General features: G+C 66.8%; 12 protein-coding genes. 8 read left to right on the forward strand and 4 right to left on the reverse strand.

From position 1 onward, the window contains the following. Positions 1-103: 103 nt before the first annotated feature. Positions 104-1,513, reverse strand: a complete 1,410-nt coding sequence (locus tag ACQR13_RS01650; RefSeq protein ID WP_315825746.1) for an MFS transporter — start codon at positions 1,511-1,513, stop codon at positions 104-106. Between the two features lie 124 nt (positions 1,514-1,637). On the opposite strand from ACQR13_RS01650, the gene ggt reads away from it, so the two are divergent. Continuing rightward, positions 1,638-3,389, forward strand: a complete 1,752-nt coding sequence (gene ggt / locus ACQR13_RS01655) for a gamma-glutamyltransferase (protein WP_410052127.1) — start codon at positions 1,638-1,640, stop codon at positions 3,387-3,389. A gap of 167 nt (positions 3,390-3,556) precedes the next feature. Then, a complete protein-coding gene (locus tag ACQR13_RS01660) occupies positions 3,557-4,963 on the forward strand; it encodes a serine hydrolase domain-containing protein (protein WP_434862525.1) in 1,407 nt (468 codons plus the stop codon). 3 nt (positions 4,964-4,966) lie between these two features. On the opposite strand, the gene ACQR13_RS01665 is transcribed toward ACQR13_RS01660, so the two are convergent. Further along, the gene (locus ACQR13_RS01665) at positions 4,967-5,632 is read right to left on the reverse strand and encodes a glutathione S-transferase family protein (protein ID WP_316187934.1); all 666 of its coding nucleotides are present in this window, start codon (positions 5,630-5,632) and stop codon (positions 4,967-4,969) included. Positions 5,633-5,793: 161 nt separating this feature from the next. On the opposite strand from ACQR13_RS01665, the gene ACQR13_RS01670 reads away from it, so the two are divergent. From ACQR13_RS01670 to panE, 5 genes are all read left to right on the forward strand, one after another. Further along, positions 5,794-6,366: a DUF2239 family protein gene (locus ACQR13_RS01670; RefSeq protein ID WP_316187935.1), complete on the forward strand. Its 573-nt coding sequence runs from the start codon at positions 5,794-5,796 to the stop codon at positions 6,364-6,366. Between the two features lie 151 nt (positions 6,367-6,517). Beyond that, positions 6,518-7,831, forward strand: a complete 1,314-nt coding sequence (locus ACQR13_RS01675; RefSeq protein WP_315716177.1) for an MATE family efflux transporter — start codon at positions 6,518-6,520, stop codon at positions 7,829-7,831. A 104-nt stretch (positions 7,832-7,935) separates the two neighbouring features. Beyond that, the gene (locus ACQR13_RS01680; protein ID WP_434862526.1) at positions 7,936-8,544 is read left to right on the forward strand and encodes a 2-hydroxychromene-2-carboxylate isomerase; all 609 of its coding nucleotides are present in this window, start codon (positions 7,936-7,938) and stop codon (positions 8,542-8,544) included. Positions 8,545-8,652: 108 nt separating this feature from the next. Then, complete coding sequence (locus ACQR13_RS01685) at positions 8,653-9,390, forward strand: SDR family NAD(P)-dependent oxidoreductase (protein ID WP_316173096.1); 738 nt, start codon at positions 8,653-8,655, stop codon at positions 9,388-9,390. 105 nt (positions 9,391-9,495) lie between these two features. Continuing rightward, entirely contained in the window at positions 9,496-10,419 is a 924-nt protein-coding gene (panE, locus tag ACQR13_RS01690) for a 2-dehydropantoate 2-reductase (protein ID WP_316187937.1), read from the forward strand. A gap of 251 nt (positions 10,420-10,670) precedes the next feature. Here the strand turns inward: panE and ACQR13_RS01695 are convergent, their stop codons facing one another. Then, positions 10,671-11,246 (reverse strand): c-type cytochrome, encoded by a 576-nt coding sequence (locus ACQR13_RS01695; protein WP_434862527.1) that lies wholly within the window; start codon positions 11,244-11,246, stop codon positions 10,671-10,673. A 172-nt stretch (positions 11,247-11,418) separates the two neighbouring features. Continuing rightward, entirely contained in the window at positions 11,419-12,696 is a 1,278-nt protein-coding gene (locus ACQR13_RS01700; RefSeq protein WP_315715860.1) for a PQQ-dependent sugar dehydrogenase, read from the reverse strand. 384 nt (positions 12,697-13,080) lie between these two features. Between ACQR13_RS01700 and ACQR13_RS01705 the strand changes: the two genes are divergently transcribed. Beyond that, on the forward strand, positions 13,081-14,424 hold the full coding sequence (locus ACQR13_RS01705; RefSeq protein ID WP_316169967.1) for an amidase: 1,344 nt from the start codon (positions 13,081-13,083) through the stop codon (positions 14,422-14,424). The last annotated feature ends 16 nt before the right edge of the window (positions 14,425-14,440 follow it).

The raw sequence follows: 14,440 nt of genomic DNA on the forward strand, positions 1-14,440 counted from the left end.
CGGGATGCGCCGCAAGGCGCAGGCCCGGAATCCATAACCACGATCGTGAGTATGGATTCCGGGCTCGCCCTGCGGGCGCCCCGGAATGACGGCGGAGCAAGTTTCAGGCGCCCTGCCCCGCACGACCACCTGCATTCACCCGCGCCAGCAACACTAGCCCCACCGCAAAGAACAGCACCAGCACGGCCATGCCCGCCTTCTGGCTCGCGGTGGCCGCGGTGATGATGCCTATCAGCAGCGGGCCGATGAACGACGTCACCTTGCCGGTGAGCGCGAACAGGCCGAAATACTGCGCCACGCGCTCCTTCGGCACCATGCGGATCAGCAGCGAGCGCGAGGCCGCCTGCAGCGGCGCGCCGCAGGCGCCGATGACGCAGCCGAGCAAGAGATAGGCGCGCTCCGGCAGCGAGGCGAACAGCGGGCCGCCCGGCACGGCCGGCGTAACCGAAATGAACAGAACCGAATCACGGCTCACCATGAGAATCGCGATGATCGCGAGCAGCAGCAGCGTCATGCTGCCGGCGATCACACGCTTCGGCCCGAGAAAGTCATCCAGCTTGCCGCCGAGCCAGCCGCCAAACGTGCCGGCGGCGGCGAGGATGATGCCGAAGGTGCCGATCTGGATCGTGTTCCAGCCGAACGTGCCGGCGGCATAGATGCCGCCGAAAGCGAACAGCGACACCAGCCCATCGGTGTAGATCATGTTGGCGAGGAGAAAGAGCGCGACGTCGCGCTGCTGCGGCAGGCTGCGCAGCGTCTGCTTCAGTTGACCAAGCCCCTCGCCCACGGCCGCGCCCAGCCGGTGCCGCGCCGGAAAGTCCGGTGTGAACAGGAACATCGGCAATACGAACACGATGAACCAGAGCCCGGTGAGCGGACCGGAGATGCGGTCGCCTTCATGGCTCACGGGATCGAGCCCGAACAGCGGCTTGAATCCAAACAGCGTGCGGCCGCTGTCGGGATTGGCGGCGAGAAAGCCGAGCACGATGACGAGCGAGAGGATGCCGCCGACATAGCCGGTGGCCCATCCGGTGCCGGACAGCCGGCCGATGCGTTCCGGCGGCACCAGGGTCGGCATCATCGCGTTGTTGAACACGGTGGCGAACTCGACACCGATGGTGGCGATCACATAGGCCGCGAGCAGCGGCGGGATCAGCTCGGGCGCGCCGGGACGCCCGATCCACATCAGCGAGGCGCCGATCACCAGCATCGCGCCGAACGCCGCGATCCACGGCTTGCGGCGCCCGGTGGCATCGGCGATGGCGCCGAACACCGGTGACAGCAGCGCGATGACGATGCCGGCCGCGGCGGTCGCAAAGCCCCACAGCGCCTGGCCGCTCGCCGCGTCCGGCGCGACATGCGCCGCGAAATAGGGCGCGAAGACGAAGGTCGTGATCAGCGTGAAGTAGGGCTGCGCCGCCCAATCGAAGAAGATCCAGCTGACGACGGCCGCGCGCCCGGGATAGATTCGGCCGTCGGCAGGACCAGAGGTCTCGATCGTGATGACGGTCATTCGAAAATCCTCTGCAATCACCGCGTCGCATCTCGCGAAGATCACGGCGTTGCGTTTTACGCCGGCGACGCGGCCCTATAACATCTGACGATCCCAGGCGGATGTCAGCAACGGCAGAATTGCGATGACCACGTTCACGATTGATCGACGACGGCTCCTTGCGGGTTTCATGCTGTTGCTGGCCGGCTGCCTGCCCGCGCGGGCGCTGGATTCGCAAACCTTCGATATCCCGCAGCCCCCCGGTATCACCGCGCCGGCGCAGCCGCCCGCACATGGCATGGTGGTGGCGCAGGAGCGGATCGCGGCCGAAGTCGGCCAGCGCATCCTTGCGCTGGGCGGCAACGCGGTCGATGCCGCCGTTGCCACCGGCTTTGCAATGGCCGTGACCTATCCCGTTGCCGGCAACATCGGCGGCGGCGGCTTCATGGTCATCCACATCGCCAGGACCAACGAGGACGTGGCGATCGACTATCGCGAGACCGGTCCCGCCGCGATCACGCGCGACATCTTCCTCGGCGCCGATGGCAAGCCCGACAACGTCAAGTCGCGCGATTCGGCGCTGTCGATCGGCGTCCCCGGATCGGTGGCAGGTCTCGCGCTGGCGCTGGAGAAATACGGCTCGGGCAAGTTCACGCTGGCGCAGGTGCTGCATCCGGCGATCGTGCTGGCGCGCGACGGCATCCCCGTCGCCGACGACGTTGCCGTCACCCTGCCGATGATGGCGCCGCGGCTGGCAAAATGGAAATCATCGGCCGCGATCTTCATCCGTCCCGATGGCACGGTGCTGAGGGAAGGAGACCGGCTGATCCAGCGCGATCTGGCGGCGACGCTCACCGCCATTGCCGAGCAGGGCCCGCGCGGATTTTATGAAGGGCCGGTCGCCGACCAGCTCGCCAAGGCGATCCAGGATGCCGGCGGCATCATGACAGCGGACGATCTCAAGGCCTACCAGCCGGTGCTGCGCACGCCGGTGCGCGGCACCTATCGCGGCTATGACATCGTGTCGATGCCGCTGCCGTCCTCGGGCGGCACCGTGCTGGTCGAGATGCTGAACATCCTCGAGGGCTTTCCGCTCGCTGAGCTGAAGCAGGGCTCGCCCGCCTCGCTGCATCTGCTGATCGAGGCGATGAAGCGCGCCTATGCCGACCGCGCGCGCTATCTCGGCGACCCCGCCTTCGTCGACGCGCCGGTGCGCGCGATGCTGTCGAAGGACTATGCCGCGCGCCAGCGCGCCGGGATCGATCCCGCGCACGCCACCAGTGCCGGCGACGTGCTCAACACCACGCCGCTGCGGGAGGGCAGCAACACCACGCATTTTTCGGTCGTCGACAATGACGGAAATGCCGTCAGCAACACCTACACGCTGAACTTCCCCTATGGCGTCGGCCTCGTCGCCGAGGGCACCGGCGTGCTGCTCAACAACGAGCTCGACGATTTCACCGCCGCGCCCGGCGCCTCGAATGCCTTCGGCCTGGTCGGCTTCGAGGCCAATCTGCCCGGCCCCGGCAAGCGGCCGCTATCGTCGATGTCGCCGACCATCGTGCTGAAGGACGGCAAGCCCGTGCTCGTCACCGGCTCGCCGGGCGGCAGCCGCATCATCTCGACCGTGCTGCAGGTGATCGTCGACGTGCTCGACTATCGGATGGACGTCCGCCAGGCCGTCACCGCGCCTCGCCTGCATCACCAATGGATGCCCGACGAGGTCCGAATCGAGAAGGGTTTTGCCGAGGACGTGCTCGCCGGTCTGCGCGCCCGAGGTCACAAGCTCGAGGAGCCGATGGGACGGACTTCGGCCAACTCCATCCTGGTGACGTCGGATGGATTCGTCGGCGCGCCGGATCCGCGCAGCAAGGGCGCCACCGCAGCCGGGCGCTGAGGCGCCGGTTCCCAGGCGATGTCGGACATCGCGGCCCCGGATGACGATTTGCCGCCGCCCGGCGGGGCCCCGCACCCGCTTCCCTCCGTTGGCGTGGTGACCGAGGCGCGTTAGAAGCATACAAGGGCGCAGCGAGGCTCGCCCGCGAGACGGTGTCGGACGTTCTGGTGCATTTGCGAAGATTCGTGGTCGGTCTGCTGGTGTTTGCGGCCCTGCTGGTGGCGGGGTGGCTCACCTATCGGCCTGACCGGGCGCTGCGCGTCGCGACCAGCGCGGTCGCCGAGATGATCTGCGCCAAGACCTACGTCTCCGGCTTCGATCCGCAAACGGTGTTTGCGGAGACCATGGAACGGCCCGGTCTGCGCCGGCTGCGGGCCGTGATGCGCTACCGGGTGGAGCCGGACATGCGCATGGTGGAGGCGTCGCTGCTCGGCCTGCACGCCACCCGGGCCACGTATCATGACGGTCTCGGTTGCGTGACGCTCCAGGGCCAGAAGCCGCCTTACGTGCCTCACACCGACGTCGCTGCGCTGCGTGCCGCGGCGCCCGCTCCCGCGTTGCCCGACTTCGCGGACAACACGGCGGTGGAGCCCAGCGATCCCGCGCTGAAGGCAGCGCTCGATCACGCCTTCGAGGAGCCGGCCAACCCGCCGTTCCGCCGCACCAAGGCGGTCGTCGTCGTCAAGGACGGTCGCCTGATCGCGGAGCGCTATGCGCCAAACGTCGGCGTCGATACGCCGCTCCTGGGCTTCTCGATGACCAAGACGGTCACCAATGCGCTGCTGGGCATCCTCACCCGGCAGGGCAGACTGAGCCCGTCGGTCCCGGCGCCGGTCGCGGAATGGCGCGAAGCCGGAGATCCGCGCCACGACATCACCATCGAGCAGCTGATGCGCATGACATCAGGCCTGGCGCTGGACGAGACCAATTCCGGCTTCGACCCGTCGAGCCAGATGGACATCCACCGCGACATGGCGGCGTTCGCGGTGCATGCGCCGCTGATCGCGCCGCCCGGCCAGCGCTGGGCCTATTCGAGCGCGAGCACCCAGATCCTGGCACGCATCATCCGCGATGCCGCCGGCGGTCCCGAGCAGGCGATCGAACTCGCGTGGCGCGAGCTGTTCCATCCGCTCGGCATGCGCAGCGCGACGCTGCAGTTCGACGGCACCGGCACGCTGCAAGGTTACGGCAACATGCTGGCGAGCGCGCGCGACTGGGCGAAGCTGGGGCTGCTCTATCTCGGTGACGGCGTCGCCGGGGACAAGCGCATCCTGCCCGAGGGCTGGGTGGCGATGTCGGCGACCGCAACGCTGGACACCGACTATGGCGCGGGACTGTGGACGAACCGCAGCCAGCATTTTCACGCGCTGGGACGGGCGCGCGCCGGCATCCCGGCCGACGCGTTCTTCGCCTTCGGCCTGCTCGGCCAGCGGCTCGTGATCATGCCGAGCCAGCGCATAGTGGTGGTCCGGCTCGGCGATTCCGTGGATCCAGACGGCGACATCAAAGGCGTCGCCCGGCTCGTGCGCGAGGTGATTGCGGCGACCGCGGCGCCGGCGACGGCCGCCAAATAGCGCTCAGCGGCCGACCTCGTAGGGCCCGCCCTTCTCCAGCGCGATCTTGTAGGCCGGCCGTTCCTCGATGCGGGCGAGGAAATCCATCGCCCGCGGATGGCCCTGCTCCAGGCCGCCGCGCGATGCCGCCGCCTGCAGCGGGAAGCTCATTTGGATGTCGGCCGCGGTGAACGAATCGCCCGCAAACCACTCGCTCTTCTGCAGCTCGCTTTCCCAGAACGCCATGTGCTGCTTCAATTGCGGATTGACCAGCGTGCTCAAGGCCTGGTTCGACACCTTGCGCACGATCGGACGGAGCAGCGCCGGCGCGCGCTTCGGCATGATGTTGAACAGCAGCTTCAGCAGCAGCAGCGGCATCGCCGAGCCCTCGGCGTAGTGCAGCCAGTACGAATAGCGCAGCCGCTCCGGCGTCTTCGGCGGCGGGATCAGCCGTCCCTCGCCATAGGTCTCGATCAGATATTCGACGATCGCGCCGGACTCCGCGACCGTGTTGCCGTCGTCGGTGATCACGGGCGACTTGCCGAGCGGATGGATGGCGCGCAGCTCCTTGGGCGCGCGCATGTCCGGCTGGCGCTCGTAGCGAATGATCTCGTAGGGCACGCCGAGCTCCTCGAGCAGCCAGAGCACGCGTTGCGAGCGGGAATTGTTGAGGTGGTGAACGGTCAGCATGGGGTTCCCAGGGACGGATCGAGTGGCGGGCGCCGTTCCGTAGCAGGACAGGACGGGTTCGGCGAGGCGTCCTCGGCGCTGCAGGCGGCACAATAATTATCCGGGTAATATTGACTTTAATTTCACCCGGGTCTTATTAGGCGCATCACAGGGACCAAGCCATGGACACTTTCACCGCGTTTGCCGGCCAGACCCGGGTCGCCGCCGGGCCGCTGCCCAAGGTGGCGCTGGTGCTGAAACACGCCGCGCCGAACACCGAGCCGATCGTGATCTTCAGCGACCGCACCGGGCAGCCGATCGACCTCGATCTGCGCGGCAGCGACCGGGAGATCCTGGCGCGCCTGCCGGTCGACGCCGGCGCGGTCGCAGACCAGCCGACGAGCGGGCCGCGCGGCCGCGGCCGGCCGAAGCTCGGGGTCGTGGCCCGCGAGGTCACCTTGCTGCCGCAGCACTGGGACTGGCTGAACGCGCAGCCGGGCGGCGCCTCGGTGGCATTGCGCAAGCTGGTCCACGAGGCCCGCCGCGTCAGCGGCGACACCGACCGCGCCCGCGAGGCGCGCGACGCGGCCTATCACTTCATGTCGGGGATCGGTAGCAACCTGCCGCAATTCGAGGAGGCCTCCCGGGCGCTGTTCGCCGGCGATCTCGGCCGCTTCGCCGCGCTGATCGCGGACTGGCCGGCCGACATCCGCGACCATGCGGTGGCGCTCGCAAATCGCCACAGGGCCGATTGAGATCGGCTGATTTCAACAGCCAGCGGGAGCGGCCGTTCGCGGCCGCTCTCATTCCAATTCCTCGCAACGCGACCGTGCTCCGAATGAAGAGCGGTCGACGGAGAACCATGCCGTGTCGCCGCCAACCGCCTCGCTGCGCAAGCCGTTCCTGATGTTCGTCGTTCCGATGATGCTGAGCAACACGCTGCAATCGCTGTTCGGCACCATCAACAATGTCTATCTCGGCCAGATGATCGGCGTCGATGCGCTCGCCGCGGTCTCGGTGTTCTTCCCGGCGATGTTCTTCTTCGTCTCCTTCGTCATGGGCCTCGGCTCGGGCGCCGGCGTTCTGATCGGACAGGCCTGGGGCGCCGGCGAGCCCGCCAAGGTGAAGCAGGTCGCCGGCACGACGCTGACCATTGCGCTGCTGCTCGGCGGCCTGATCGCGGTGCTCGGCGGCCTGTTCAGCCGCGAATTGCTGACCGCGCTCGCCACGCCCGCCAACATCCTCGATGCCGCCGCGGGCTATGCCCGCATCATGATGATCACGATGCCGCTGACCTTCGCCTACATCCTGCTGTCGTCGCAGATGCGCGGCGTCGGCGACACCGTGACGCCGCTGGCCTCGCTCGCCGCATCGACGACGCTCGGGCTGGTGCTCACCCCGGTGTTCATCCGCGGCTGGCTCGGCGCGCCCGTCCTCGGCGTCGCCAGCGCCGCCTGGGCGTCGGCGATCTCGACCCTGACCACGCTGGCCTGGCTCCACGTTCATCTGCGCCGGCGCAAGCATCCGCTGGCGATCGATGCGGCCTTCCTGCAGGGCATGCTGCCTGATCCGAAGCTGCTGCGGGCGGTGCTGCGGCTCGGCATCCCCGCCGCGATCGGCATGATCGTGATGTCCTTGGCCGAGATGGTGCTGATCGGCCTCGTCAACGGCTTCGGCTCGGACGCGACGGCGGCCTATGGCGCGGTCAACCAGGTGCTGGGCTATGTGCAGTTTCCGGCGCTGTCGATCGCGATCTCGGTCTCGATCTTCGGCGCCCAGGCGATCGGCCGCGGGCAGGCCGAGCAGATCGGCGACATCGTGCGGACGGGCATCGAGATGAACGTGGTGCTGACCGGCGGCCTGGTCGCGATCGGCTATCTGTTCTCACGGGTGCTGATGGGTTTCTTCATCACCGACCCTGCCGTCATCGAGGTGGCGCAGCATTCGCTGCATATCGTGCTGTGGAGCTCCGTGCTGTTCGGCATGTCCATCACGTTCTCGTCGGCGATGCGCGCCTCCGGGACGGTGTGGATGCCGCTGGCGATCTCGGCGTTTGCGATCGCCGCGATCGAGGTGCCCGCCGCCACCTGGCTCAGCCGCAGCATCGGGCTCGACGGCGTCTGGCTCGCCTATCCCATCACGTTCGCCGCGATGATGCTGCTGCAGATGAGCTATTATCTCCTGGTATGGCGCAAGCGGACGGTGCGCCGGATGATCTGACGCACCACCGGCGTCTTCCGGCCGCTGGAATATGATGACCGTCATAAAACCCTGGACGGAGCTGCTGCGCTGGACCACAATGTGAAAAACCGAGGAGACCGCCCATGAGCCGTCCTGCGCCAGAATTCATGTTCGACTTCGGCAGTCCCAACGCCTATCTGAGCCATGAGGCGATCCCGGCGATCGTGAAGCGGATCGGCGTCCAGTTCTACTATGTCCCGGTGCTGCTCGGCGGCATCTTCAAGGCGACCAACAACAAGTCGCCCGCCGAGTCGCTCGCCGGCATCAAGAACAAGCGAGAGTTCCACGAGGTCGAGACGCAGCGCTTCCTCAAGCGCTACCACGTGCAGCCCTGGGTCTGGAATCCGTACTTCCCGGTGAATACACTGAACTTGATGCGCGCGGCCATCGCCGCCCAGCTCGAGGGCGTGTTCGATGCCTATGTCGACGCGGCGTTCCACCACATGTGGCGCGAGCCGAAGAAGATGGACGATCCCGAGATCGCGATCGCCGCGATCACATCCTCCGGGCTCGACGGGGCCAAGCTGTTCGCCCGCGCCCAGGAGCCCGAGGTCAAGGCGAAGCTCGTGGAGAACACCCAGCGCGCGGTCGAGCGCGGCGCGTTCGGCTCGCCGACCTTTTTCGTCGGCAACGAGATGTTCTTCGGCAAGGAACAACTGCGCGACGTCGAGGACTACATCCTAGGCAGGTAATCGCCGTCGTCGCGAGCGAAGCGAAGCAATCCAGAGCCACGACGAAGGACTGGATGGCTTCGTCGCTTCGCTCCTCGCAATGACGGCTCGGGAGAACGGAGACCAAGCATGCAGCAGCGCAACGCCACCGTCGCGGTCGTCGGGGCCGGCGACTACATCGGCGCCGAGATCGTCAAGAAGTTCGCGTCCGAAGGCTTCACGGTGTTCGCCGGCCGCCGCAATGGCGACAAGCTCGCGCCGCTGGTCGCGGAGGTCGAGAGCGCCGGCGGGCGGATCGTGGCGCGCTCGCTCGATGCCCGCAAGGAGGACGAGACCACCGCCTTTCTCAACGACGCCGACAAGCATGCGCCGCTGGAGGTCGTGATCTTCAATGTCGGCGCCAACGTCAACTTCCCGATCCTCGAGACGACGGACCGCGTGTTCCGCAAGGTCTGGGAGATGGCGTGCTGGGCCGGCTTCGTCACCGGGCGCGAGGCCGCCCGGCTGATGCTGCCCCGCGGCGGCGGCAAGATCTTCTTCACCGGCGCGACCGCGTCGCTGCGCGGCGGCGCCGGCTTCGCGGCCTTCGCCTCCGCCAAGTTCGGCCTCCGCGCGGTGGCGCAGGCGATGGCGCGCGAACTGATGCCGCAGAACATCCACGTCGCCCATCTGATCATCGATTCCGGCGTCGACACCGCCTGGGTGCGCGAGCGCCGCGCCCAGCTCTGGGGCCAGGAGGCGCTGGACAATCCGGACCTGCTGATGCCGCCGTCCTCGGTTGCCGGCGCCTATTGGCAGCTCTACCAGCAGCCGAAGAGCGCCTGGACCTTCGAAATGGAGATCCGGCCGTTTGGCGAGAAGTGGTAGAGGCGATAGGGAGTGGCGAGTAGCGAATGGTGGCCATCCCTATTCACCACTCGTCATTCGCCACGCGCTTCGTCATGATGCAGCCTTGCTAACGGAGAGACCCCCATGCGTATCCTCGTCGTCGGCGCCGGCGCCATCGGCGGCTATTTCGGCGGCCGGCTGCTGCAGTCCGGAGCCGATGTCACATTCCTGGTCCGCCCGCGGCGCGCGGCTGAGCTCGCCAGTGCCGGCCTCGTGATCCGCAGTCCGACCGGTGACGTCACCTTGCCCAATCCGCCGACGGTGCAGGCGGACGGTTTGAAGCAACACTTCGACGTCGTGCTGCTGAGCTGCAAGGCCTTCGATCTCGACGACGCGATCGGCTCGTTTGCACCGGCGGTGGGACCTGACACCGCGATCATTCCGATGCTCAACGGCATGAAGCACCTCGACGTGCTCGACGCCAGGTTCGGGCGCGCGCGCGTGCTCGGCGGGCTCTGCGCCATCGCCGCGACATTGAACGAACAGCGCGAGGTGGTGCAGCTGCAGCCGATGCAGTCGCTGAGCTTCGGCGAGCGCGACGGCGGATCGTCGGAGCGCGTCCGCGCGATCTTCGAGATCTTCCAGCGCGGCAATTTCAATGCGTCGGCCAGCGAGAACATCATGCAGGACATGTGGGAGAAGTGGGTGTTCCTGTCCTCGCTCGCCGCGTCGACCACCTTGATGCGCGGGCCGGTCGGCGTGATCCTGACCGCGCCGGGCGGCAAGGATTTCCTGCTCGGCATGCTCGACGAATGCAGCGCCACCGCTGCGGCCGCCGGCTACCCTCCGGCCGGCGCCTTCTTCCAGCGTGTCTCCGGCATGCTCACGGCGGAGGGATCACCGATGACCGCCTCGATGTTCCGCGATCTCCGCGCCGGCCTGCCGGTCGAGGCCGATCACGTCATCGGCGATCTCGTCGCCCGCGCCGATGCCGCCAAGGTCCCGGTGCCACGGCTGCGCATATCCTACACCCAGCTGAAGGTGTACGAGGCGCAGCGGCAAAGTTGACCGCAGTGGCCGGATAGTCTGGCGATTTAGGTTGATCAGGCACAGTCCCCGAGGCAAGTACAGGTGTCGTCCCTGCGAACGCAGGGACCCATACTCCGCGGCCGCGGTGAGGCAGGCAACTCGCAGCGAAATCCCTCGATGGACTCCGCGGTATGGGTCCCGGATCGGCGCCCACCAACGCTTCGCGTCGGCAGGCTTGTACGGGACGACAGCTGTGGGTGTGGCGCGAGACCCCATCCCATCACCAGCAACTACAGATGCGCCAGATAATGCGCGAGCGCCGTGATCTCCTCGTCGCTCAGCGGATAGGCAACATCCGTCATCGCCGCCTGGCTGCCGCCGACGCGCTGGCCGCTCTTGTAGTCGTGCAGCGCCTTGACGAGATATTCCTCGCGCTGGCCGGCGAGCCGCGCCACGCCCTTGGTGCCGGCATAGCTGTCGAGATGGCACGAGGCGCAGCGGCGGCCGGCGGCGGCTTGCGCGCCTTTGGCCGACAGATCCGGATCATTGTCGGGCGGCGCCTTGGCCGGCTGCAGCGAGGCGAAATAGGCGCCGAGATTGCGGATGTCCTCGTTGGTGAGCTGATCGACGATCGGCTTCATCGCCTCGTTCTTGCGTGTGCCGGCGCGGAAGAACACGAGCTGCCACTGGATGAACTGATCCTGCTGGCCGGCGAGCGAGGGAATGTTCTCGGTCTGCGAGATGCCGTTCTCGCCGTGACAGCCGGCGCAGAGCTCGGCCTTGGCCTTGCCCGCCTCGAGATCGGCCGCGGAGGCCGGACGCGCCGCAACCAAGAGCGTCAGCGCGGCCGCTGCTGCCCGGCACATTCTGGAGGTCCCTGGAGTCATCGCGGGGGTTCTCGCTCCCATCATTGCTATGGCGCGCGGACCGGCCTTCGGTCGATGAGCGGTACCTCGCCCCCGGTCAACGCGCGACTGTCAAAATAGTTGGGGCTGCGGCCGCCGTAAGGCAGCGCGCAGCCCCGCTTTCACGACGAGCTCATTTCTTCTCGTAGCTGATGCGATAGATCGCGCCGGCCCAGTCGTCCGCCACCAGGATCGAGCCATCCTTGGCGAGGATGATGTCGTCGGGGCGGCCGAGATAGCCCTGGTCGCCTTCGAGCCAGCCGGAAGCGAACACCTCCTGCTTGGCGTCCTTGCCGTCGGGACCGACGATGACGCGCATGATCCGCGCACCCTGGTACTTGTGCCGGTTCCAGGAGCCGTGCTCGGCGATCAGGATGTTGTTCTTGTACTCCGCCGGGAACTGGTCACCGGTGTAGAACTTCATGCCGAGCGGCGCCACGTGCGCACCGAGGTTCAGCACCGGCGGCGTGAACTCCGAGCACTTGTGACCCATCGCGAATTTCGGATCCGGCATGTCACCCTGATGGCAATAGGGATAGCCGAAATGCTCGCCGATCTTCGAGATCATGTTGAGCTTGTCGCTCGGCAGTTCATCGCTGACCCAGTCGCGCGCGTTCTCGGTGAACCAGTAGCGGCCGGTGCGCGGATCGACGTCGCCGCCGACGCTGTTGCGGACGCCGAGCGCCCAGATCTCGGCATTGCCGGTGCGTGGATCGACGCGGCGGATCTGCGACACCGATGTCGGCGGAATGCCGATGTTGAAGGGCGGGCCGAAGGGAATATAGAACCAGCCCTCCTTGTCGACCGCGATGTATTTCCAGCCATGCGCCGCATAGGACGGCATGTCGTCATAGACGACCTTGCCCTGGCCGAGATTGTCGAGATTGGCCTCGGCATTCTCGTATTTGATCAGCTTGTCGACGGCGATGACGTAGAGATTGCCGTCCTGGAAGGCAAGGCCGGTCGGCATGTTCAAGCCCTTGAGGACCGTCTTGACCTCGCGCTTGCCGCCCTTGTCGCTGATCGCATAGACGTTGCCGAGTCCGAACGAGCCGACGAACAGCGTGCCCTTGTCGCCCCACGCCATCTGCCGCGCGGCGAGCACGCCCGACGCCCAGACCTCCATCTTGAAGCCGTCGGGCAGCTTCACTTGCTTGACGATCTTCGCAAGCTCGGCATCGGAGGCGCCGGTCGGCGGGCCCGATGGCGGCGCCAGCCCCTTCTGCGCCTCGGTCTCGTCACCGAGGAACCAGTCGTCCGGCGGATGCGTCCAGAACTCCTTGGTGCCTGATTCGTATTTCTTCAGGCCCTTGCCCTGATCGGATTGCTGCTGCGCGCCGGCGATGCTGGTGCCGGCGAGAAGACTGATTGTTGCAAGCGCAAGAATGCTTCGGTGAAAAGCCGATGTCATCGCTTCACTCCCATGAGGCAGCTCATGTGGCTGCGTCTACTATTCGGAACGTATCTGAAGACGTCCTTTGGCCGACCACACCAGTGGTCCTGCTCGAAAATGGTAGCACATCCTGAGCGGGTGAGAAGCGGATTGCTGCCAGGTTCGCGCGAGGCTCAAGAGATGCCGTTCCACTCATCTCATACTGGATGCGCATGCCCATGCTCACGCCTGCGCCGCATCGGCGATTGTCCGCCACGCGGCACGGGCCTGCCGCCATGCGCTGTATTCATATGCTCCGATCGGCCCGACGATTGGCGCGCGCTTGAACACCCGATAGGATCGGAACAACCGGCTGCGACCGTTCACCGCGCGGCAATGAGATCAAGTCGACAGGATCGATGAATGTCCGAGCGTTTCCCTGTGTCCACGCCGAAGGCCGGTGCCGGCGTTCTCGAGCTGCTGCGACGGTTTGCAGCCGATCCGACAGCGGCCACCGCCTATGGCGAAGATTGCCTGAAGAAGACGCAGGCAATCGAACCGCGGCTGAAAGCATTCGAATATCTGCCGCGGGATGTCGCTCCAAAGACCGGCCCGCTCGGTGGAATTCCCGTCGCCATCAAGGATATCATCGCCACCTCGGACATGCCGACCACCAACGGCTCGCAGATCTACCGCGATCACGTGCCGGATGCGGACGCCTGGGTGGTCGAGCGACTGCGCAATCTCGGCGCAACCATCTTCGGCAAGACGGTCTCCACCGAATTCGCCTGGCGTCATCCAGGTCCGACCGTCAATCCATGGAACCCCGAGCACACGCCGGGCGGCTCATCGTCCGGATCGGCCGCGGCCGTTGCGGCCGGCCTGGTCCCGCTCGCGCTGGGCACGCAGACACTCGGCTCGGTGATCCGACCGGCGGCCTTCAACGGCGTCGTCGGCTTCAAGCCGAGCTTCGGCGCGATTCCACGCGTCGGCGTGCATCCCCTCAGCCCGTCGCTCGACCATGTCGGCTTCTTCGCCCGCCGCGTCGACGACGTGGCCTTGGCCCTCTCTCTGCTGGCCGGCACCAGCGCCGATGATCGCCACGGCCGGCCGCTGCCGGGCTTCACCGTCGACATCGACCACGGCCCCACACCGCTCCGCACGCCACGGCTTGCGGTGGTGCGCTTCGCCAAATGGGAGCGCGCCGAGGCCGAGCAGAAGGCGGTGTTCGAATCGGTCGTCGACAAGCTGCGCAGCGCCGGCGCGACGATCGACGAGATCGAACTGAGAGAGCTCGACGCGGTGAACTGGGATGCGATCACCACGATCATGCTCAGCGAGGCGACCACGATCTTCTCCGATCTGATCGCGCGCTATCCCGACCGGGTCAGCGAGGTCATGAAGGGCCACGTCGAGAGCGGGCGAAGCAAGACGGCCATGGAATATCTCGCCGCGAAGGCGGCCCAAGCCCTCAGGCAGAAGGCGCTCGCCGCTGAGCTCGACGGCTTCGACGCAGTGCTCACCTTGCCAGCCTTCGGCGAAGCGCCGCGCGGCCTGGATTGGACCGGGGACGCCGAATATTGCGCCCCTTGGACCTTCGTCGGAGCGCCGGCCATCTCCTTGCCGGCCGGGTTCGGCAACAACGGCCTGCCACTGGGCGTGCAGATCGCCGGCCCCTATCGCAACGACCTCCACGTGCTCCGCGTCGCGAAATGGGCCGAAGCGGTGCTGGCGTTCGATCCCGGCGTGCCGCTCCTGGCGCGCTGATCGCCGCCACGACCCC

Source organism: Bradyrhizobium sp. HKCCYLRH3059 (assembly GCF_051168035.1).
Lineage (GTDB): Bacteria > Pseudomonadota > Alphaproteobacteria > Rhizobiales > Xanthobacteraceae > Bradyrhizobium.

Excerpts from the sequence above, each read along its gene's own strand:
- ACQR13_RS01650 (WP_315825746.1), bottom strand. The coding sequence starts at position 1,513 with ATGACCGTCATCACGATCGAGACCTCTGGTCCTGCCGACGGCCGAATC.
- ggt (WP_410052127.1), top strand. The coding sequence starts at position 1,638 with ATGACCACGTTCACGATTGATCGACGACGGCTCCTTGCGGGTTTCATG.
- ACQR13_RS01665 (WP_316187934.1), bottom strand. The coding sequence starts at position 5,632 with ATGCTGACCGTTCACCACCTCAACAATTCCCGCTCGCAACGCGTGCTC.
- ACQR13_RS01670 (WP_316187935.1), top strand. The coding sequence starts at position 5,794 with ATGGACACTTTCACCGCGTTTGCCGGCCAGACCCGGGTCGCCGCCGGG.
- ACQR13_RS01675 (WP_315716177.1), top strand. The coding sequence starts at position 6,518 with ATGTTCGTCGTTCCGATGATGCTGAGCAACACGCTGCAATCGCTGTTC.
- ACQR13_RS01680 (WP_434862526.1), top strand. The coding sequence starts at position 7,936 with ATGAGCCGTCCTGCGCCAGAATTCATGTTCGACTTCGGCAGTCCCAAC.
- ACQR13_RS01685 (WP_316173096.1), top strand. The coding sequence starts at position 8,653 with ATGCAGCAGCGCAACGCCACCGTCGCGGTCGTCGGGGCCGGCGACTAC.
- panE (WP_316187937.1), top strand. The coding sequence starts at position 9,496 with ATGCGTATCCTCGTCGTCGGCGCCGGCGCCATCGGCGGCTATTTCGGC.
- ACQR13_RS01695 (WP_434862527.1), bottom strand. The coding sequence starts at position 11,246 with ATGTGCCGGGCAGCAGCGGCCGCGCTGACGCTCTTGGTTGCGGCGCGT.
- ACQR13_RS01700 (WP_315715860.1), bottom strand. The coding sequence starts at position 12,696 with ATGACATCGGCTTTTCACCGAAGCATTCTTGCGCTTGCAACAATCAGT.
- ACQR13_RS01705 (WP_316169967.1), top strand. The coding sequence starts at position 13,081 with ATGTCCGAGCGTTTCCCTGTGTCCACGCCGAAGGCCGGTGCCGGCGTT.